Origin of the sequence: Pseudoalteromonas umbrosa, from assembly GCF_030125375.1 — a bacterium.
GTDB classification, from domain to species: domain Bacteria; phylum Pseudomonadota; class Gammaproteobacteria; order Enterobacterales; family Alteromonadaceae; genus Pseudoalteromonas; species Pseudoalteromonas umbrosa.
Map to the genome: position 1 here is coordinate 1 of NZ_JASJUU010000005.1, position 21,123 is coordinate 21,123.

23 protein-coding genes and 1 rRNA gene are annotated in these 21,123 nt (G+C 41.5%); 4 read left to right on the plus strand and 20 right to left on the minus strand.

Annotation, left to right across the window (positions count from 1 at the left end; genetic code table 11):
* Positions 1–110: ribosomal RNA gene (locus QNM16_RS17150) — 16S ribosomal RNA — on the minus strand; the annotation flags it as partial.
* Positions 111–674: 564 nt separating this feature from the next.
* Here QNM16_RS17150 and QNM16_RS17155 point away from each other — a divergent pair.
* Positions 675–1,148: an RNA recognition motif domain-containing protein gene (locus tag QNM16_RS17155; RefSeq protein WP_284021640.1), complete on the plus strand. Its 474-nt coding sequence runs from the start codon at positions 675–677 to the stop codon at positions 1,146–1,148.
* On the opposite strand, the gene murI is transcribed toward QNM16_RS17155, so the two are convergent.
* Both murI and QNM16_RS17165 read right to left on the minus strand, forming a co-directional pair.
* Positions 1,138–1,944 (minus strand): glutamate racemase, encoded by an 807-nt coding sequence (gene murI, locus QNM16_RS17160; protein WP_284021641.1) that lies wholly within the window; start codon positions 1,942–1,944, stop codon positions 1,138–1,140. The genes QNM16_RS17155 and murI overlap by 11 nt on opposite strands.
* 69 nt (positions 1,945–2,013) lie before the next feature.
* Positions 2,014–3,117 carry a DUF5610 domain-containing protein gene (locus QNM16_RS17165; protein WP_284021642.1) on the minus strand — a complete coding sequence of 368 codons (1,104 nt, stop codon included), beginning with the start codon at positions 3,115–3,117 and terminating at the stop codon, positions 2,014–2,016.
* 161 nt (positions 3,118–3,278) lie between these two features.
* Between QNM16_RS17165 and trmA the strand changes: the two genes are divergently transcribed.
* Positions 3,279–4,376, plus strand: a complete 1,098-nt coding sequence (gene trmA, locus QNM16_RS17170; RefSeq protein WP_284021643.1) for a tRNA (uridine(54)-C5)-methyltransferase TrmA — start codon at positions 3,279–3,281, stop codon at positions 4,374–4,376.
* A gap of 61 nt (positions 4,377–4,437) precedes the next feature.
* On the opposite strand, the gene QNM16_RS17175 is transcribed toward trmA, so the two are convergent.
* From QNM16_RS17175 to ccoG, 4 genes are all read right to left on the minus strand, one after another.
* The gene (locus QNM16_RS17175) at positions 4,438–5,070 is read right to left on the minus strand and encodes a thiol:disulfide interchange protein DsbA/DsbL (RefSeq protein ID WP_284021644.1); all 633 of its coding nucleotides are present in this window, start codon (positions 5,068–5,070) and stop codon (positions 4,438–4,440) included.
* A 15-nt stretch (positions 5,071–5,085) separates the two neighbouring features.
* Positions 5,086–5,709, minus strand: a complete 624-nt coding sequence (locus QNM16_RS17180) for a thiol:disulfide interchange protein DsbA/DsbL (RefSeq protein ID WP_284021645.1) — start codon at positions 5,707–5,709, stop codon at positions 5,086–5,088.
* Positions 5,710–5,728: 19 nt separating this feature from the next.
* Entirely contained in the window at positions 5,729–6,703 is a 975-nt protein-coding gene (locus tag QNM16_RS17185) for a serine/threonine protein kinase (protein WP_284021646.1), read from the minus strand.
* Positions 6,704–6,855: 152 nt separating this feature from the next.
* The gene (ccoG, locus tag QNM16_RS17190) at positions 6,856–8,277 is read right to left on the minus strand and encodes a cytochrome c oxidase accessory protein CcoG (protein WP_284021647.1); all 1,422 of its coding nucleotides are present in this window, start codon (positions 8,275–8,277) and stop codon (positions 6,856–6,858) included.
* Positions 8,278–8,493: 216 nt separating this feature from the next.
* On the opposite strand from ccoG, the gene QNM16_RS17195 reads away from it, so the two are divergent.
* Both QNM16_RS17195 and QNM16_RS17200 read left to right on the plus strand, forming a co-directional pair.
* Complete coding sequence (locus QNM16_RS17195; RefSeq protein ID WP_284021648.1) at positions 8,494–8,850, plus strand: hypothetical protein; 357 nt, start codon at positions 8,494–8,496, stop codon at positions 8,848–8,850.
* The gene (locus QNM16_RS17200; RefSeq protein WP_336620310.1) at positions 8,850–9,056 is read left to right on the plus strand and encodes a hypothetical protein; all 207 of its coding nucleotides are present in this window, start codon (positions 8,850–8,852) and stop codon (positions 9,054–9,056) included. The genes QNM16_RS17195 and QNM16_RS17200 overlap by 1 nt, the downstream gene beginning before the upstream one ends.
* 30 nt (positions 9,057–9,086) lie before the next feature.
* Here the strand turns inward: QNM16_RS17200 and QNM16_RS17205 are convergent, their stop codons facing one another.
* The 13 genes from QNM16_RS17205 to gspC all read right to left on the minus strand — a co-directional run bounded on the left by QNM16_RS17205 (position 9,087) and on the right by gspC (position 21,073).
* Complete coding sequence (locus QNM16_RS17205; protein ID WP_284021649.1) at positions 9,087–9,674, minus strand: UPF0149 family protein; 588 nt, start codon at positions 9,672–9,674, stop codon at positions 9,087–9,089.
* Positions 9,675–9,676: 2 nt separating this feature from the next.
* On the minus strand, positions 9,677–10,435 hold the full coding sequence (locus QNM16_RS17210; protein WP_284021650.1) for a type II secretion system protein N: 759 nt from the start codon (positions 10,433–10,435) through the stop codon (positions 9,677–9,679).
* Positions 10,436–10,437: 2 nt separating this feature from the next.
* Complete coding sequence (locus tag QNM16_RS17215) at positions 10,438–10,914, minus strand: type II secretion system protein M (RefSeq protein ID WP_284021651.1); 477 nt, start codon at positions 10,912–10,914, stop codon at positions 10,438–10,440.
* Positions 10,911–12,119, minus strand: coding sequence for a type II secretion system protein GspL (gspL, locus tag QNM16_RS17220; protein WP_284021652.1), 1,209 nt, complete (start codon positions 12,117–12,119; stop codon positions 10,911–10,913). The genes QNM16_RS17215 and gspL overlap by 4 nt, the downstream gene beginning before the upstream one ends.
* The gene (gene gspK / locus QNM16_RS17225) at positions 12,116–13,096 is read right to left on the minus strand and encodes a type II secretion system minor pseudopilin GspK (protein WP_284021653.1); all 981 of its coding nucleotides are present in this window, start codon (positions 13,094–13,096) and stop codon (positions 12,116–12,118) included. The genes gspL and gspK overlap by 4 nt, the downstream gene beginning before the upstream one ends.
* Positions 13,093–13,833, minus strand: coding sequence for a type II secretion system minor pseudopilin GspJ (gspJ, locus tag QNM16_RS17230; protein WP_284021654.1), 741 nt, complete (start codon positions 13,831–13,833; stop codon positions 13,093–13,095). The genes gspK and gspJ overlap by 4 nt, the downstream gene beginning before the upstream one ends.
* Entirely contained in the window at positions 13,833–14,213 is a 381-nt protein-coding gene (gene gspI / locus QNM16_RS17235) for a type II secretion system minor pseudopilin GspI (protein ID WP_284021655.1), read from the minus strand. Before gspI ends, gspJ begins: the two co-directional genes overlap by 1 nt.
* Positions 14,206–14,808, minus strand: a complete 603-nt coding sequence (locus QNM16_RS17240; RefSeq protein WP_284021656.1) for a type II secretion system protein — start codon at positions 14,806–14,808, stop codon at positions 14,206–14,208. Before QNM16_RS17240 ends, gspI begins: the two co-directional genes overlap by 8 nt.
* Entirely contained in the window at positions 14,808–15,233 is a 426-nt protein-coding gene (gene gspG, locus QNM16_RS17245; protein ID WP_063359140.1) for a type II secretion system major pseudopilin GspG, read from the minus strand. The genes QNM16_RS17240 and gspG overlap by 1 nt, the downstream gene beginning before the upstream one ends.
* A 73-nt stretch (positions 15,234–15,306) precedes the next feature.
* Positions 15,307–16,533, minus strand: a complete 1,227-nt coding sequence (gspF, locus tag QNM16_RS17250) for a type II secretion system inner membrane protein GspF (RefSeq protein ID WP_284021657.1) — start codon at positions 16,531–16,533, stop codon at positions 15,307–15,309.
* Complete coding sequence (gene gspE / locus QNM16_RS17255; protein ID WP_284021658.1) at positions 16,533–18,092, minus strand: type II secretion system ATPase GspE; 1,560 nt, start codon at positions 18,090–18,092, stop codon at positions 16,533–16,535. The genes gspF and gspE overlap by 1 nt, the downstream gene beginning before the upstream one ends.
* Positions 18,085–20,148 (minus strand): type II secretion system secretin GspD, encoded by a 2,064-nt coding sequence (gene gspD, locus QNM16_RS17260; RefSeq protein ID WP_284021659.1) that lies wholly within the window; start codon positions 20,146–20,148, stop codon positions 18,085–18,087. The genes gspE and gspD overlap by 8 nt, the downstream gene beginning before the upstream one ends.
* A 28-nt stretch (positions 20,149–20,176) precedes the next feature.
* Positions 20,177–21,073 carry a type II secretion system protein GspC gene (gspC, locus tag QNM16_RS17265; protein WP_284021660.1) on the minus strand — a complete coding sequence of 299 codons (897 nt, stop codon included), beginning with the start codon at positions 21,071–21,073 and terminating at the stop codon, positions 20,177–20,179.
* Positions 21,074–21,123 lie beyond the last annotated feature (50 nt).

Here is a 21,123-nt window from a genome sequence, read left to right on the forward strand (position 1 = left end):
CCGTCCGCCGCTCGTCATCTTCTAGCAAGCTAGAAATGTTACCGCTCGACTTGCATGTGTTAGGCCTGCCGCCAGCGTTCAATCTGAGCCATGATCAAACTCTTCAATTAAAAGTTTTTTGAATCCGAAGATTCGTGCTCAATGAATTCTGTATAAATTGACTATATAGTCACTCACAAGAAATTGAGACTCTAAATATTTTGTTAGAACTCAATCTGTACGAGTGCCCACACAGATGATTGCTTCATATTTTTAAAGAACAGTATAACTAACCCTTGGTTAGCTACCGCAGCGTTGCTGCGAAGTGGAGCGCCATATTAACCGCTTCACTTTTAAAGTCAACTAGAAAATTTAATTTATTTTCAATTAAGCTTTCAGTTTGGCTTTAACCTTCACTTTGCTGCTTGCTTTTGTGCGTGTTGCTCCGTGTCAGTGGGTGCGCATTATAGGGAGATTTGAGATTAGCGCAAGGGCTTTTTTATTAAATTTTAAAAAAAACGCACAAACGCTCAAAAACCCAGCAAAACCACACTTTTAGCAACGTTAAGTTCAATAAAGAAGCATAATTTTTCACAACATCTATATTTTATTATTGCGATGTTTAATTAAGTCGTTAAGATAGCAACCTTTCTTTGTTAAATTAATGTGTATTCACTGTTTATTGGTAGATCGTTATGAATTCTTCAGGTCGTAAAACACTCGTTACTATTCTTATACTTGCAATTTTGGGGTATGTGATGGTTACGTTTTTATTAGCAAATAGCCAAATCGACTCCGCGGTACTATTTGCACTTGGTATTGTAATAGGTGGTCTGGTAGCAATAACAATTAATAAAACAACTATTGCGCAGCCAGACAACGCTAGCACTATACCTACAAAAACACTTTATGTTGGTAATTTGCCTTATCGTGCAAACGAACAAGCAGTCAGAGAATTGTTTGAAGAAAAAGGCCAAGTATTTTCTGTGCGTTTATTAAAGGATAAAAATACAGGAAAGAGGAGAGGTTTTGGTTTTGTTGAGATGCCGGAGGGTGATGCTAACAAAGCAATTAAAGAACTTAATGAAATGGAGTTTCAACAACGCACTTTAAAAGTTAGAGAAGCTAAGCAAAAGCAAGAAGAGTCAGAGCCTAACTCTATAGCTTAATCAATTCTATATTTATACAGTGCTTAATAGCTGCTGTGCAGGTCGCATACCAATGCGTCAAGTCATTTGGATTTGACGCCAGCAGCTTTTCTTTTACTCCATTTATATTTTCCCCCCCATGCGTACACTCCTGTTGAGTTAACAAATACTCTACTCTCTTCGCTATAGCATAACCCGAATCAATTAAATCTACTTCTGTGTGTAATTGTGCTCTTAAAGCATTTTTAATAATGGGGAAGTGTGTGCACCCTAATACAAGCTTATCTATACCTGTATTTATATTTAGCCTATCCAACTCAGTCTTTAACTGATCTTGTTTGAGAGATTTATGCCAATGAAAATGTTCTGCAATTGCTACCAACTCAGTGGTGTGATAAATATCAACCTGACAATCACTCGCAAAATTTGAAATTAGATTCGCGGTATAAGTATTCTTTGAAGTTGCAGGAGTCGCTAACAAGCCGATGTGCTTCCTTTTACTCGAATTTGCTGCAGGTTTTATCGCAGGCACTACCCCAACTATTGGCGTAGCCGTGTATTGTCGCGCAGTCTCCAAGGCATAAGTAGAAGCTGTATTACATGCAATCACGATCACATCAACAGACTTATTTGTAATATCAAGCCAAGACAATAACGATCTCAATCTAGATTTAATGGTTTCTTGGGATTGCAGCCCATAAGGCAGCAATGCATTATCCATCACGTAGCTATAGCGGGCGTACGGTAATCTTTTTTTGAGATGTGATAGAACACTTGTCCCACCGATCCCTGAATCAAAAACTAAAATATGTGGCAAACTTCAATCCCCCGCGTTCAAGACCCGAAGTTTGCCATGCTAAAGAGCGAAAATAAACACTAAAACAACTTAGCTATTTTGTGTCTCTTCTTTGCTATTCAAAGCACTGAAATAACTTTGTGCATAATCTAAGAACTGGTTAAGCCTTTGTTGACCTTCATTCATCCATGCCATGATATCAGGCAGCTGCGCTTGTAGACCCAGTGATTCAGCGTCACTATTCAACCCTTCCAGTCGCTTATCTAATGGTGCAAATGCTTGCTCTAATTCCTTCATCGGATTGCTTTGCTGATATTGTGCAATCGCTGCCGACGTTTTACTTTGCCTTAAGTCCATCGTAAAGTTAGCAATTTGCTCACTATTTAGACTCAGCCCTTTAGCTAGCTCAAAGGCATCATCGTATTCACCGGCAAAAAATGAGTCACTTACATCACGAATATCTTCCATCATTGCATTAATGGCTTCTTGCTCTTCTTCATTAAGCTCACCATTCACACTGATAGAAAAGCTCACTTCTTGAGAACTGCTCTCTCCATATGCGAAACCGACATTATCACCATCGCGCTCGTAACTGGCACCACGAGACTGACTGTAAGCATCACTGAACGAAATAACGACTTCGTCACCTTCGGCCGTAGTAAAAGCATACTCAGCTTTATTCGAAAGACTGGCAAATTGCGCTGCACTGACAGACAAATGCTGAGGAGTAGGGTTAAACAGCTCTTTTTCAAACTCATCTAAACCACTAAAAATCCCTTCTTTGGACTTTTCTATGCCCTCAGAGATTTCATCATCAAATAGCCCTGAATCTTTTAGCTCACCCGTTGCTTCATCAATACCTGTTTGCACGCCTTTGCGAGCTTGTTCTAACATGCTCTTTAAGGTGTCATCATCCTGACCATCCGCTTTTGCTTTATTGATGGCTCCCTGCACAAAGCCAAGTACATTCTTAACAATTTCTTCGTAATCAAAAAAAGGCTTTTCGGATTCTTCTTTTTTTTCAATTCCCAGTGCCTGAGCCAACTTATCATCGAGCACTTTCGCAGCAACCTGAGACTTATTCCCCTGATAAACATCGGGGTTTATTGAAATATTAGGAATGTTTGGCTTTGCTTTTGCTGCATTATGCTGCATTGCTGGGTTTAACAGCTGATTCAACTGTCCGATTTTCATGATTGCTCTCCGCTATACCCTATCAGTTAATTATCGGCCATATGTGACAAAGCTAAAGGTGATTTGTACAATAAAACTGCAATTTTAGCCCTAAGCACTGGACAAATGTTCCTCGCCCCCTAAAATAGCGCCTCCTTGCAATATACAAAGGTAGCCTCAGCATGGCCGTGATCACAATCGATGCTTCGCAATACGAACAGCAGCTTGCAGAAAAACAACAGCGTATTAGTGCGCAATTCGCTCGCTTTAATGCCCCTGAATTAGAAGTTTATGACTCTGAAACCAGCCATTACAGACAGCGCTGTGAATTTCGCGTATGGCACGATGGCGAAGATTTGTATCACATTATGTTTGACCAACAAAGTAAAGAAAAAATACGTGTCGACCATTTCGACCCAGGCGCACCTTTAGTCAACGAGCTGATGCAAGTGATGATGGAAAAGCTTCGTCACAATGAAATTTTAAGACGAAAGTTATTTCAAATTGACTATCTATCAACGCTAAGCGGTGAAATTTTAGTAAGTTTGCTTTATCACAAGCAGCTTGATGATAGTTGGCAAGAAGCGATGACTGCACTAAGAGCAGAACTCCAGAAAACTTATAAAATCGACTTTATCGGTAGAGCAAGAAAACAAAAAGTTGTCTTTGGTAATGATTTCGTCACGGAAAAGCTTACTGTGGACGATACAGAATATACTTATCAACAAGTCGAAAACAGCTTTACTCAACCTAATGCAAAAGTGAATGAAAAAATGCTGTCATGGGCTAAATCTATTGCGCGCCCGCTCTCAAATGACTTGCTCGAGCTCTATTGTGGTAATGGTAATTTCTCTATCGCACTAGCAGAGCATTTTGATCGTGTTCTAGCCACTGAAATTTCAAAATCGTCTGTACATTCCGCACAATATAATATTGCAGCCAATAAGGTCTCAAATTTAGATATTATCCGTATGTCGAGTGAAGAATTTACTGATGCAATGCAAGGCAAACGTAGCTTCTCCCGTCTCAATGGTATTGATCTGCAGTCTTACAATTGCCAAACAATATTAGTTGACCCACCTCGTGCAGGTATGGACGAACTGACCTGCCGATTAGTCAGTAACTATGACAATATCATTTATATTTCTTGTAACCCGGATACATTAGAACGTGACCTTGATATTTTAAGTGAAACTCACAAAATCGAGCGCATTGCGATATTTGATCAGTTTCCATATACACACCATGTTGAATCCGGAGTATTTTTAACGCGTAAATAATACTGCTAACCCGAAATCAAAAAACCCCGCAATTGCGGGGTTTTTTATTTATTTTATAAACTTACTTGCTAGCTAAGTAGTTAATCAATTTCGCAATGTCATCTGGGCTGGTGATACCTGAGTCTCTGCCAAGTACTAACTTATATTTACCGCTAACAATAAATGTCGGCACACTTGATAAAGCGCCTTTTTCTTGCAGCTGTTTTTGCTGTCTTGCCATTTTCGAAGCTTTAGTACGCACAGAGAAACTCTTGTACATTTTATCAAACTTAGCACCATCAACGCCTTGTGCAACAAATACGTCTTTGATGTCTGCTAGTTCATTGAACTTGCCACGTTTTGTGTGTATGTGGTTGAACATAGCAGACACAATTTGCTTCTTCTGCGGTAAAACCTCAGCGGTTGCTAGTGCTGTAGCAATCATTTTTTGATGTTCAGGGTCGCGACTACCAATAAAATCAACATGGCTCTTTTTAAATTTAACACCGTCGTCTAATTTTGGTTTAAACTCTTCAATCAACCCCTCAAAGTTATTACACGCTGGGCAATAAAATGAAAAGTACTCTGTCACTTCAGGCTTTTTCGTTCCGCGCTCTGCAATCACTTCATAATGTTTACCCTCTTCGTATGTGGCAGCATTTGCAGCCAAAGGTAACATCAATGCTAACAACGCAGCTTTTATCGATTTCAACATATTATTCTCCAACCATTATTTTTCTAATAAGTGTTTAACTAATTCGTTGAATTCAGCTTGGCTTTTCAAAGAATTTGTAATTACACGGTATTTATCATTGACGATAAATGTAGGCACACCTCTTAGAGCGCCAGCTTCACTGAATCGCTTCTGATCGTCTTGCATTGCCTTTTCAGCTGCAATAACAGGCATACTTGCCAGTGCCGATTCAAACTTTTCAGCTGATACACCGTGTGCTTCTAGTAACTTTTGCACGTCTTTCATGCTAGCAAAGCGGCCATTTTGCTCATGGATCGTCTTAAAAATTTGATCAACCACTTGCGAATCAACACCAAATTGCTGCGCAATAATATAACCATAGCTTAGGTATTGCTGTGCCTCTGGCGGTAAGCCACCTAAGAAGTTGACATGGATCTTTTCAAAAGGAACTGTTATTGGCAGGCTAGCATGCAACGCTCTAGCTGGACCTTCAAACGTATAGCAATGAGGACAATAAAATGAAAAGAACTCCACAACTCGTGGCGTTTTACTCTTCTCTAATGATAGTGTTTCATAATGCACACTTTCTTTAAACTCAGCAGCCATTGCAGCAATTGGCAAACATAGCGCCAGCAAGGCCACTTTAATCGATTTCAACATGTACTTTCTCTCTTAAATTTTATGGATAAATTGTTAGAGCTGGCTCATCAAGCGCAGCCAATTGTTCTTTTAATGCCAAGATCTGCTGTTCCCAATATTTGTCTGTCGAAAACCAAGAAAAGTTCCTTGGAAATGCAGGATCTTGCCAACGTTTTGCCAACCACCCCATATAGTGGATCATACGCATTGCCCGCAGCGGTTCAATTAGTTGTAATTGAGTCATGTCTAAGTCACTAAACTCCTCATAACCACCGAGTAAAGTGTCTAATTGCAATGCCTGGTTTTGACGGTCGCCATTTAACATCATCCATAGGTCTTGGATAGCTGGTCCCTGACGACAATCATCTAAGTCTACAATCATTAATTGTTCTTGAGACCACAGAATATTGCCAGCATGGCAATCTCCATGCAATCTGATCGTATCATTAACTGTGAATTTTTCTTCCGTTTTTTTAACAACTTGCTCTAAAACAGTAGAAAAAGCCAAATGCAGGGTTTGGGGTAAACACTCGCTAGCCAAAATATCTTGGCTAGCTTGTTTTAAAAAGCTGTCAGTATCGACGTTGGGGCGATGTTTAAAGTCATATTTTTTAGATACGCTGTGAAGCCGTCCGATGTAGCGCCCCAAGACTTCAAGTTGATCTAGATTATCCATCTCAAACTGTCTTCCACCCACACTCGGGAATAACGCAAAACGGTACCCTTGGTGTTCAAATAAACTGGTATTATCTCGCTTAATAGGGGACACAACAGGGACTTCAGACTCAGCAAGTTCAAATGAAAATGCATGCTCTTCCTTAATCTGTTCATCGCTCCAGCGGTTCGGACGATAAAACTTTACAACATAGCGCTTGGCGTCATCACTACGGAACTGATACACGCGATTTTCATAGCTGTTTAGAGGAAGAAGTCCAGATTCTGGGTAAACACCAATACTTTCGATTGCATCGAGAATCAGATCTGGTGTGAGATTTTGATAGCTAAAGTCGCTCATTGCTGCTGTCCATTAATCATGTGAAAAGTGTTGGTATTGGCTAATAAAGCCTTTAGACCACAGCGCCATAGGATAAAGCCAAGTATGTTATGAAGCAAAAATATATTATTGCTTGGGGAATATACTTAATGTATATCCCCCAATACAGACGCTTAACGTCCTTTGAAGAAGTTTGTCGGCTGGGAAATTTGGGACTCAGGTGCTGAGTCACTCGATAGTACAAAATGAAACTCAGTCACAGGCTTTGTCAGGTCATATGGGTCCATTACCACAGAAACGGGGATATCTAATGTAGACCCTGCGGAAACAGTAGCAGATTGCTTGCCCAAAAGCTCAAAATGCTCGAGACCACTCACCGCAATATTAAAAGTTTGTATTGTCTGCGCTTTGTTTATCAATTTAAGGGTATAGGTATTCTCAACCATACCATCGTAATTAACTCGATATAATTGGTTTCTATCGCGGATAATATCCAACTCAAATGTTTTTCTCATCGCAATATTAACAAGTAAAGCACCGCTTAAGATTAATAAAATAAGCACGTAGCCAATTAATTTAGGGCGTACTGGCTGTGTTACCCGTTTTGCATGTTCTAAATTACGCTCAGTTGTATATGAAATTAAACCACGCGCATAGTTCATTTTATCCATCACACCATCACACGCATCGATGCAAGCCCCACAATTAATGCACTCATATTGTAATCCATTGCGTATATCTATCCCTGTTGGGCAAACTTGAACACATAATTTGCAGTCAATACAATCGCCTAAACCTAGTTCTTTCGGGTCTTGTTTACGGCCTCGTGGTCCCCTACCTTCACCTCGTTTGTTATCATAGCTCACGGTAAAAGTGTCTTTATCAAACATGGCAGATTGAAACCGCGAATAAGGACAAATATGCAAGCACATGATTTCCCGCATCCATCCCGCATTGCCATATGTACACACTGCAAATACCACAACACTTGTAGTCGCATAGGCACTTGCTGAAAACATCATCAGGTCAGGTAACAGCGCTCTTATTGGTGTGAAGTAGCCAACAAAGGTGACCGCAGTGTAAAACGAAAAGGCTAACCAACTAACATGCTTTGCGCCTTTTCGAAAGAGCTTGTCTAAGTCCATAGGGCGCTGATCGAGCTTTTTCCGCTGATTTGCAGACCCCTCGCATTTTTCTTCGAACCAGATAAAAATAAATGTCCAGACTGTTTGCGGACACGTATAGCCACACCAAACTCGGCCATAAAATGTAGTTACTAAAAAAAGGGCAAACGCCGCAATCATTAAAATAAATGCCAGAATCGTCAAATCTTGTGGCCATAACGTCAGGCCAAAAATATTGAACTTCTGTTCAAACAAATCAAACAGTACAGCTTGGTGGCCATTAAAATTAAGCCAAGGCAAAAGCATAAAGGCAAGCATACCTAAAAAGCCGATCCGCTGACGCAGCAATTGATGCATACCTTTCACCGCGCGTACATAAATACGATTACGCGGGTTAAATCTATCCGGCTGAAGGTTCTCCGGCTTTTGAATCTCAACAGGGATATTCTTGATTTTAATTTTATTGTCCATACAAGCTCCTTAAGTGCTTTGGACAGGTTACTCGCTACAGTGACCTTACTTTTACTAAGGATATTATATGCAACAGCTCGCTATTAGCGTAGCCATAAATCGCACGACGGTGACAAAAACTACGAATATTTCCTGAGCAATTCGCTTGCTTTTGATTCTTGCATTTTATTACACTGTGACTTTGATTGAGTCGAATAGATCAAATTTGCGAGCTTTATGAAAAAATACCTGTTACTTGTACTCATTATACTGGCGTTGTTTACCATAGATCACCCCTTGATCAAGGAGCCGAGAGATAAGCTGCTACAACAAGGTGTCGATACACTTGGTGAAACCAGTAAAACCCAGTATAGCCTTGCTGCAAAACAAGCACGGCATGAAATTGCCAACGAGATAGACCTCACACCATCGGAAAAAGAATATCTGCAAGATGCGCTTGCAACGGATGAAAAAGTAAAAGTTTTTCACGTACGCTTTTGCCAAGAACATGAACTCAATTTGTACTTTTTCGGACCAAAATTACAAACTATTTGTGATGTGACGACAAAAGCAATAAGAAAGGCTGAGTTCTGATGATTGACATAACGCAATTTAACAAACTTCGAGCGCGTTCGTTTAACGAACAAAAAGCATTGCTCAAAAAGTTGGCGAAGGGACAAACTGTCCTTTGCCAAACATGCGGCCAAGCAATCTTTTTAAATGTCGCGGTTAAAGAAGGTGAGAAAGCAACAGCGCAATGCGCAAAAGGCTGCACTCATATAGAACTAGATGTAGCTTGAGTTGAATAACTCAAGCTACATCCTATAAGATTACTCGTTGTATAATCCACTACTCAGCGCAACTTGCTCTATTAATTCAGCGTAGGCTGGTGCTACTTCAGAGGCAAGCTGGTATTGTTGCTCAATGAACGTCTCAATTGCCACTTCAATTGATTTACAATACACCTCAACCTGATCGAACTGCAGGCTGAAAAAGCCCAACAATTCTGTACTGGTTACAAGTGCCTGCTTAAGCTCATCTGTAACACTGTCACTTTGATTCAGTTTATTCAAATAACTTTGGCAACCATGCAAAAATCCTGTACTCCATAACTGCTTATCACTCCAAAGGGAAGACAAATCAAAAGGAAGTGCAAAACCGTTTGAAAAAACTTGCTCACTAATATGATGGTGTAGCGCTAAAAATGCAAAAACAACATCCTCAGACACGTGTTCATCTGCACCAGTTACATGACTTAGCCAAGCTTCAGGTTCAACACCATCTGGGCTGCATATAGTTGCAAACAAAAAACCTTCTAACGATTTAAGCTCTAGTACATCAGGGTATGTCTGAGCGCGCTGGCTCAGATAATTCACAAGTAAAGCCTCATGTGCAGGCTGATAACTAAAATCCATCATTACTACATACTCACTGGATATCGACCTTGAGAGTCAGGGCGTCCCAAGAATTTAACGGCATCATGAACCTCTTTAGGCAATGACGCATCAGGTTTAATATTGCCAGCAACCTTAAATTGCATATTCTCCGCCAACGTTGCATCAGCACGTAAACCCAGTAAGTTTTCAGGCTCAACTACAACGGCAATATCACCTGATTTACAGCTTAATAACCCACTTAAATCACCAATGCTAAACCAACCTGACATGCCTTTTACCTGGATCTCAGGGCTGCTGATATCGCCTTTTAAACTCTCACAATAAGGCTGCCCACTATTGTATTCATCAAGCTCTAGAATAACTCTGCCTTTTGCATCGACTGGTAGCGGCAGGTTTACTTGGCGCATCGCTTGTTCAACACTAAAACGTAATGTCGTTTTGCCTAGTTCAACACTGTTATCAAATAATGAAAACGCAAAGTTACTGCGACCAGATAATTCATCTGAGCGACGCGCATTACCAAAATTCAGCTTCCCTTGAACTTGACCGGTGAATAAGGCCCATCCATTTAATTGCCACTTAACATCATTAAAACGCAGGTTTTGATATTGAACGCCACTAATTTGGCCTTCCCAAAAAGATCCTGTTACAGCGCCCAAACGAACGTCTTTTGGAATATGAGACTTCACCAATTGCAAAGCGACTGGTGCTGGAATACTAACAATCGTAAAAACGATAAACGCAAATAAGAAAGCCAATACTACACTAACTGCATTTTTCATATTTAATTCTCTAACACCAAACGACTAACGCGTACATACCCTTGTTGTGGCTCTTCGCCTAAATCAAGATTGGCAACTTTTACACCATGTTGATTAGTCAACACATCTAACCAACTAACCAGTTTATTAAACTCTACATTGTCAATATTAATACGTAATGTATTGTCCCTTGGCTGCATCTTACTGATCTGGATGCCATGTCTGCCACGAGTACGATTTACTAACTGAGTTAAATTTTGATTACGAGAAGTAGCTTGACCTGCACCACTGGCTTTGAGTTCAGCCACACTTTTGGATACCCAAGCATGTAAATTTTGCTGCTTTTGCAGGTCAGCACGTGCTTTATCTACACCCGTGTTAAGCGGTTTAATTACACCCATTATCAGTACAAAAATCACAAATACACAGCCTGCAACTATTAATAGTTTTTGCTCTTGCTCTTTTAGCGATTGCCAATAGTTAATCACTTGCTGCTTCATGCTGCACCTCTGATTCTGATCTCACCAATAACGTAATCACCATCATTATTAAGTGCTCCTTGCTGAACTTCAATACCACGTTGTTCAAGGATAGACTTAACTTGGCTAAATACTTGGAACCCTTTTGCTTTCGCCCTAATTCTTAGCTCATTACGTTTACGGTCATATCTGAATGTCTCAGGGCTAAAATCATTAACTTGTGAGTAGATTGACACAAAATGATTAGTCAGCTCTAAAAATCCACCTTGTTCACCACCACTGAGTGCATCCAATTCATTTTGAATTTGCTTACGTAATAAATGAGGACGAACTACTTTGTTTGGAAACGCTTGTTTATACACGCTCATCGCCTGCGCTTTATACGCATCAGCTTCTTGCTGCAGCATGAATAACTGAGCAGACTTCACCGATACGAATGCTAGTAAGGCGACGCTAGCAGCTATGACACCCGCCTTCCAATCACGCCACCATTGCGGCTGCTTTTTCTTAGCTGCAAATGGTCCTTGGCGTAAGTTAATGGGAGCTGTATTTAAACTCTGCGCAAAAATAGCCAAAGGTAAATCGTATTCAGCCTCTTTGGCGCTTAAAACTTTGGTCGTTGATAGCGTGTCTGCTGGACTATAATGGACAATTTCAGATTCAGGTGTAAGCATTAAATAGTCATTCACCCAATCTAACTCTACCGCGCCGATATGCCAGCTATTGCCTTTAAATAACCACTGCTGCTTTAGCTGGATCGCACTTAGCGTATTCTCTTGTGCATCAGGTAACAATAATGCATCAGGCACAATGACATTTGGCTCAATATCAAAATCACTACAAACGGTAACCCAGTCTTGTAGCCAAGCCAAATCACATATAGCAATGTTGATAAAATGCTTTTCTTCAATGGTTGAAGGCTCGCCAATCGCAATAAAGATGTCATCGATGTCACTAGCAACGTGCTCTTCCAACATAAACGGCAGCGCACGTTCTAATTTACGATTCCACTTTGTTGGCAATGCAACTTTCTTAAGCTGTACACTTGATGCTGGTAACAGTAACGCAACACTGCGTCCTGATGCCTTCTCTGTTAACTCTCCAAGTAACCCACTATGCTCTAACTCACCGCTGGCGATGATCTGTGAATCCGAATCAGACCAAACTAACCAGCTGACAGGTTCCTGCTGTGACTGGCCTACACGGACCAATAATTTTTCTGTCACTGAACGCCTCCAAACTTACGTGCTAACACAGTTGCTCGACCCTCTTTTATTTCGAGTATTGAAGTCATTTTAAACAACCGCTCATCAAACGATGCCTTAGCACGCAACTTAAAATAATTGCTTGTTATTGTGAAAATTTTCTCAGCTTTTTTAGTATCCTGAGCACCTTGATTTTTTGCTTCTGTAAAGAAATCTTGTAAGTTATCAAATCCTTCTTCTGGGCGCGCTGCAATGACGGCTTCTGCTCCTGAAAGGCTTAATCCCTCGAGCAATGCACTTAGTAAAAGCGCTTGCTCAGGCAAAACTGTGTTTACATTGATGGCTAAATCAGTGCTGCCTGGTATCACGCATACGTAGGGCAATAATTTTTCCATAACGAGCGGATTAAACCCTTTAATCACCCTTAACTCGCTTTCAGATGCCATCAGGTTATTTGCTGTCATATAAGGCATCTGCCTAGACATATACTCGTCTTCTTCTGCACCTGAGCGAAATGTAATGCTATCTTCATCGAGCCAGTCATATACACTGTCAGCCATCGCTTCTTCGCTTTCTTGCGCGGGCAAATCTTCAATATTTTTCAATAGCTCTAACAGCGCTCTATGTGCAGGGTTGGTAGCGTTCGTACTGGCATTCTGATCTTTAGGTGCCCTTAAAGCATTCAAATTTAAACATGCTTGCAGATCCGTAACTTTGCCACTTAAAGTGCCGTCATCAACTGGATAAGGCACCTCATCAATCGCCCACGGCTGACCTAAGTGAACCTTATCAGGATCGTCTTTGCGACTATCAAGTAATACTTTTTTCACTAGTTCTTCAGTGCCGTAGCTATACCATTTTGCTTGTTGATGTGTTTGCGTGTTCGCGACTTTTTGCACTTGAACCATCAAAGATGACGACATCTCCGCCGCAAGGCTCGCTGCCAACGCAACGATAAAAAGCACGATTATCAGTGCTGCACCTTGTTGTTTCTTCATGGCTTACCCCCTCGCTGGTTGGTATTTCCGCCTGAATTATTATTGTCGCCGCGATTAAGCCCATCATCTAATCCATTATTGACACTATTACCATTGGTTTGCGCCGCTTTAGCTTGCTGTACTTTGCCATCACCTGGGGTTAAAAAAATACGTCTTAGAGGCTCAGAATCTTGCCGTTGAATGGTCACAGCAACCGCAAGTGGAAGTGCTTTAATTTGCCAATTATCTTGCCATTTTTGCTTATCATCTAAAAACTCAAATTTGAGCTCTTCTACTTTATCTAGCAGTACTTGCACACGAGGCTCGGTACCATCGAGTTCATCAATATAAACGCGATAAATACGCTCTAATTTATCCTCTTTTACCCGATAACCGACACCTTGAAGCTCTGAACGAGGTAATAAGCTAACAGGGTTTGTCCAACCATCACGGATAAATGCGATACCATCGTATTGGCTTTCTAATGAATAGCGCCCATGAATAATGTATGTCGGGCTAAAATCTCCCGCTTCATTACGCACTTCTCGTTTAGTCATTTGATTGAAATCTTGATCCATCAATCGGAAAGTTGTTTGAAGTCCTTCTAGCTCTGCGATGGTCTCATCTGAAGCTTCTTTGGCCATAATAGATGTGTCTAAAATCTGATGTGACGCAGTGACAATAAAGGCTAAAATAACCAGTGCAACCATGACCTCAATGAGTGTAAAACCGGCATGTTTACGCTTCGTATAAGCCATCACTTTTTGCCCTTATACATAAAAGTCGTCAAGTCATAAACCGAGTTTTCTCTGCCTTCATCTTCAAATACTTCTATCGTCAATTTCACAAATTCAGCATCTGCAGTCTTTTCTACCTTTTGGCTCCAATACCACTTGTGGCCAGCAAGTTCTGCATCACCACTATCTGAGTTTTTACCATTCCATTTACCGCCACTGGCTTTGGTACGCGCCATGACCATCTGGTTTTCAGCAACCCAAGAAGCATAAGTTTGTTGTTCAATGATGCTCATATTATTGATATGGGCGCCTGTCGCTTGTAAAGCTGCGATCCCCGCAACCGCACAGATCCCCATTGCGACCATCACCTCAAGTAGTGTAAAGCCTTTTTGCTTAGTCATATGCAGGCTCCCTGCGCAACTTCACAGGTGCCATAAACTCACCCTCAACGTAATAAACAGGCTCAGGCTCTTCGCTCAATTCTAAAGAAAGTTGAAAAGCACTGACTTCTCCTGATGATAAAACAAGCACTTGAGGGATCTTTTTCTTCTTAAGCTCAAGGAGATTATCATTATCACCCGAGCCCATTATTTCCTGCCAATTCGACTGCTCAAGTAAATTATCTTGTGACCAAGACAAGTCTTCTAAAATCAGTTCTATTTTATACTCTTCGCCGTACTCTATTGGCTTGTAAAGCTCTTCGGCTTCGAAAGTGGTCCACTGCTCACCGTCGAAGACCAAGAACTCTAAGGTACTTTTATCCAAGTGAAAACCCAACTCGACCTGATTCAGCACCGCAAACTCTGATGCCATATTCACAATGCCATGCAGTTTTAATGCTTCCTTTTCTAATAAATCCTCAGCACTTTCACCAACGGTAAATGTGACGATTTTAATTGAAAAGCCAATGATCAGGATAACCACTAAGATCTCTAAAAGACTAAAGCCTCGAGATTTTTTGGGTAATTGAGTTGAGTAATTCACAGGGTACGACATTAGCGATCTTCTTCATCTCTCCAGTTACCGATATCATCCTCGGTACCGACTTCACCATCTGGACCCATAGAGAAAATATCAATCTTACCAATTTCACCTGGGCTAACTAACTGATAAGGGTTATCCCATGGGTCAAGAGGAAGTTCGTTTAGGAAGCCGCCATCAGGGAAACGCTTTGGCACTGGATCAATCGTTGTTTTTTCAACTAACGCTTCTAAGCCTTGCTCTGTTGTTGGATAGCGTTTGTTTTGAAGCTTGTATATTTTCATCGCGCTTTCAATTTGCGTGATATCTAGATTAGCTTTATCAATAGCAGCTTGTTCTTGGTTACCCATGATATTCGGTGCCACAATTGACATAATCATACCGATAATAACCAGTACTACCATTACCTCTAGTAATGAAAAACCAGACTGTTTCTTCACAATTTATACCTCTATGCTGTTGCATTGGCTACACGTGTGTGTAGTCCAGTGTGTTTATCTTTAAATATGTTGACTACAAACCAATTGCTTTGTTCATTGCCATAATAGGTTGGAGTATCGCCATAACGATGAAAAGTACAATTAATGCCATACTGGCAATCATCGCCGGTTCAAGTAGTTTAAGTGAGACACTTACCATACTTTCAAACTCCCTGTCTTGGTTGTTGGCTGCACGCTCTAACATTTGCTCCAACTCCCCAGACTTTTCACCACTGGCAATCATATGTAGCATCATTGGCGGAAATAGCTTTGTTTGATGTAAAGCTGCTTTGAGGCTCGCCCCTTCACTAACATGGGTTGCGGCTTCTGCCACAGCGGCCTTAATCTTCTCGTTTTCTAGTACCTGACCAGAAATTTTCATCCCTTCTAATAACGGCACTGCGCTTGAGGATAAAATACTCAGCGTTCTTGCAAATCGGGCAGTGTTAATACCGCGACTTATTTTACCAATGCCCGGTAACTGCAGTAATTTGGTGTCGTACCAAAAGCGTGCTTTAGGGCGCTTTAACGTTTGCTGAACAGCGACAATTAACATGCCTAGAGATACAGTTGCTTGCATCCAGAAATCTTGTACAAAGTTACTAGCTGCCAATACCCATTCGGTTGTCCAAGGTAAAACTTGATTCGACTTTTCAAACGTTTTTAAGATTTCAGGCACAACTGTACCTAACAACACCGTCACAATCGCGATGGCAAAAACGACCAAAATTATTGGGTAAACCATGGCTTGTGTTATTTGACTACGCATATGCTGACGTTGCTCAGTGTAATCCGCTAAGCGGTTCAATACTTCGTCAAGGTGACCTGATTTTTCACCAGCAGCAACCATAGAGCGATATAAATTATCAAAAACATGTGGGAAGTCTGACATACCATCTGCCAGTGTGTAACCTTCTACTACTTTTGAACGCACAGCCATCAACATGCGCTTCAATCTTGGTTTTTCACACTGCTCAGCAACGGCCATGACTGCCGCTTCCACAGGTAATGACGACTGTATCAAAGTTGCAAGCTGGCGTGTTATCAATGCAATATCACTGACAGAAGGCTTATACCCTCTCGATAAACTGAACCCGCCAGTAGATTGAGACTTTTCCTTTTCAGCTGCTGGCTCAACTTCAAGTGGCATCATTGCCTTTTCGCGCAGCATCTGCCTAACTTGTTTGGCAGTATCGGCCTCTAAAATGCCTTTCTTTTCCTTGCCTTTTGCATCCAAGGCACGATATTCAAACGCCGCCATTATCCTTCCTCACGTGTTACTCGCATCACTTCTTCCAGCGTTGTTTTCCCCGCTAGAACACGTGAACACCCATCTTGGCGAATACTAGGACTAAATTGGCGGATGTACTTCTCAACCGCCTGTTCACCCTTACCATTATGAATAAGCTCACGAATATGCTCATCAACAACAAGTAACTCATGAATACCGGTACGGCCTTTGTAGCCGTTAAAATTACATTCTTCACAGCCAACAGCACGATAAATCGTGGTTTGTGAACCTTTTTCAACACCCAATAGTTCACATTCTCTGTCGTCTGCAAGATGCGGCTCTTTACAGCTAGAACATAAAGTACGGACGAGACGCTGAGATAACACCCCAAGTAACGACGAAGACAATAAGAATGGCTCGACACCCATATCTTCCATACGCGTAATAGCACCAGACGCTGTATTCGTGTGCAGTGTTGACATCACTAAGTGACCCGTTAATGAAGCTTGAACTGCAATTTGTCCAGTTTCTAGGTCTCGGATCTCACCGACCATGACTACATCCGGGTCCTGACGCAGAATTGCACGAAGTCCACGTGCAAATGTCATGTCTACTTTAGGGTTTACTTGAGTTTGGCCAATGCCCGGGATTTCATATTCAATCGGATCTTCAACCGTAAGAATGTTACGGTCTTTAGAGTTAATCTGTGTCATACCCGCATAGAGGGTGGTACTTTTACCAGAACCAGTTGGGCCTGTAACTAGGATAATACCATGCGGTTTAGCGATGATTTCAGAGAACAACTCGCGATTACGCTCTGTCATTCCCAAATCTTCAAGGTTTAATCTCGCATTATTCTTATCGAGTAGACGCAGTACAACACGCTCACCAAAGCTTGATGGCATGGTAGATACACGGACATCAACCGCACGCCCAGCAATTCTTAAACTAATACGACCATCTTGCGGAACACGCTTTTCCGCAATATCGAGTTTAGCCATAACCTTAATACGAGAAACCAGCAGCGAAGATAGCTTTCTATTTGGTTTAAGTACCTCTTTTAGGACGCCGTCAACACGGAATCGGATAACTAAATCTGCTTCAAATGTCTCAATATGAATATCCGATGCACCTTCTTTGATTGCTTCACTGAGCATCGCATTAATCAACTTAATGATTGGTGCATCATCATCTGCGGCTAATAGGTCCTCGGTCTGAGGCATCTCCTCAGCAAGTGAGAACAAATCGACCTCATTTCCGATGTCTTCCATCATCTGCTGAGTCTCTGAGCTATCTCGCTGGTAGGCTGCCTCTAGTAATAATTCAAATTTGTCTTCATCGATGATCTCGATATTGAAACCACCGCCGGCAATACGTCGAACTTCAAGCAGCGCTTCTAACGAAACATCCCCTTTGTGAAATACTTTTAGACCTTTGGGGTCATCACTTAGCAGTACACCTTCTCGGCGCGCAAAAGAGAACGGCAAACGCAACTGAGCTTGCTGTTCTTCGAACACCTCATCAGTCGCGGCCGAGGCCGCTTCTGTATCGATTGGTGCCTCAACAACACTCATACTTGCTTCAGTCATCTTTCTTCTCGTTTTGCTGATCTAAGTACTGCTCATACGTCGGCGGCAAAATCATGGCATCATTCCATTCAGGTAACACCGGTGACTCTTCAAATGGCATTAAGTCAATGCCGTCTTCCTGCTTTTTAATTTGCTCATTACGGATGAACTTGTACTTCGCGTGACTGAGCTCATTCATACTGCGGCTGTCACGTACAATCGTCGGGCGAATAAATACCAATAAGTTACGCTTACGTTTGGTGGTATTTGTTGACTTGAATAGGTGACCAAGAATTGGAATATCCCCAAGTAGTGGTACCTTAGAAACGCTCTCCTGTACATCTTCGTCAATCAGACCGCCCAGAATAACCATGCCGCCATCATCTGCAATTACCGTCGTATTAATGGCACGCTTATTAACTGCAATATCAACTGAAGTTGCGCCACTTACGCTTGACACTTCTTGTTCAATCGTCAATTGTACGGCAGTACCGTCATTGATTTGAGGGGTAACTTTCAGCTTAATACCTACTTCTTGACGATCAACAGTTTGGAACGGATTAGAGTTGTTATCACCAGCAGCTGAGCCTGTAATAATCGGTACTTCTTGACCCACAATCATAGAAGCTTCTTCATTATCCATGGTTGTGACAGATGGCGTTGCTAGAATGTTCGAGTTAGTATCGGTAGACACCGCCTGAATAATTGCGCCCCAGTCGTTTTTGACTACACCTGCTGCCAGACCATTTACACCGCCAAGTAACTGGCCAAGTGCATTTAAATCACCTTCAACTGTTTCTTCAAAATCACGTAGCTCTGCAGTTTGGTCTGCTTGAACAGTACGCTTGATTGTTTTGTCACGCGCTTGCTCAGCCGCAACAGCTAATGAACCAACAGGTACGGTTGTGCCATTGTTGAACTGCAACATGCCACCTTGCTCTGTTATCCATTGTAGGCCGAAGTTAATACCATCTCCTTCAAGAACCTCTACAACGATTGCTTCTACTAGGACTTGAGCTCTACGTACGTCAAGTTTTTCAATAACGTTTGCTAATGAGCGCATCGTATCTGGCTGTGCAGTAATGACTAATGAGTTTGAATCATCATGCGCCTCAATACTCGTTTCATTGCGATTTGAACTACGTGAACGCGTTGTTTTACCAGCGCCTTGAGCTTCTTCTTGTAGCGTTTTACTCACGCCCTGAAGTACTTTTACTAGCTCTTCTGCTTTGGCGTAATTAAGATAGAATACTTGTGTATTACCTTGATTTTCTAATTCGTCATCAAGACGTTTGATCAACTCAATTGCTTTATTTCTTGCTTGGCTTTCACCACTGACAACCACGCTGTTAGTTCTGCCATCAGCAACAATTTTTGGGATCAAAAACTCAGGAACACGGCCTTTGCCCGTATCTTTATAAATTTTTTCAACAACTTGAACGACATCGTCGGCAGTGGCATGTTTTAATCTCACAATGTCAACTCGCTGGTCACCTGCTTGGTCAACAGATTGAATGATATTTACCAAGCGGTTTACCGAGGCAGCATGACCTGTCAACATCATCACGTTAGCTGAGTTGAAGTTAGTAACATGACCACCATCTTTTTGGTCACTGAATTGACGAATAAGAGGGCCTAATTCTTGTACCGATACGTTTTTCACTTCAACGACACGCGTGATCATCACGTCACCGTCGCCTTCACTATTATCATTTACAAGTGGTACGTTCGCTTTTTTCGCATCGGAACTACGTACAACTTTCATAATGCCATTCGGCATTTCAACTACTGAATAGCCATATACTTCTAAAACACTTAAAAAGAACTGATAATATAGTTCTTCATCCATTAATTCGAAGCTACGTACATTAATGTTGCCGCGTACATTTGGATCTATGATGATTGTTTTGTTAAGAGTCTTACCCACAATGAGAATAAACTCATTGATATCAGTTCCCTTAAAGTTGGCCGCATACTCAACCGCAGACACTGACAATGACAATCCAGCCGCAAACAACAGAGCTGCATACTTAGCTAACCCTTTTCTGATTCTTGTGAGGTGTAGCTTTCTACCCATTATTCTTAAACTCCAAAATTAGTGTCTTTTACAGGCTGAATTGCACATCTAAAGTGCGGCCATCGCGTTCGATAGTTATGTTGGCATCGGTGCTCTCTCTGAGCTCGTTCATAGCCGTCATAGCCTGTTTCATATCCGTGAGTTGGTAACCATTTATCGCAATGGCCAGATCGTTATTTTTGAGACCCATCTTTTTGAAAAGTTCAGGATCTTTTCCAGGACGCAAACGATAGCCAACTAGTTGACCATTGCGACGCTCTGGTGAAATTCTAATATAGTCGAACAATTTGCCGGGTTCATTCAAAAGCTCTTGACGACGCTGTGCCAGTTCTGAGCGCGTTTGTTCACTTATGCGACTATCCTTGGGTGCTGCGCTTCTCTTTGGTGCGGTAGGCATGGCAACTTGCTGCGTAAAGTCGAGCCCATCAAGCATTAACGTCTCAAATCGGCCACTGACATCCAATATCACGCGATCAGGGAGCACTTGCGCTAGCTTTGCACGCGTACCTTTAATTACATCTTGTACTAAATAAGTTTCTTGCCTTCCTTGCGAGTCGATAATTGCAAGACCAGCACTGTCATTTTTACTTACTGCAACGATACCTGTTAGCTTCACATTCAAACGCGTTTCAGGTGCATTAGAAATAACAGGTTTAGGCTTATCCGCATCTTTAGGCTTTTCATTTGCTTTACCAAAAATGTGTTGAGCTAAAATAGAGGCACTGCTCACTGTCTGAGTGCTATTTTGAGTTTGATTGGGCGCGAGGTTAATCGATGCTGCTTCAGGTTTTGGAAAAAGTAGCCAAAAGAGCTGAGACAGTAGGAAAGCAATATATACAACAGCTAAAAACACCACTGCACGACTGAGCTTAGCGTGGGGTAAGCCTTGTAATATTTTCTGTAACTGTTGTATCTGTAATTCCATATAAAAATTCTTTAATGAGACTTTTTCTTATTCTATTGAACGCCTCAGTG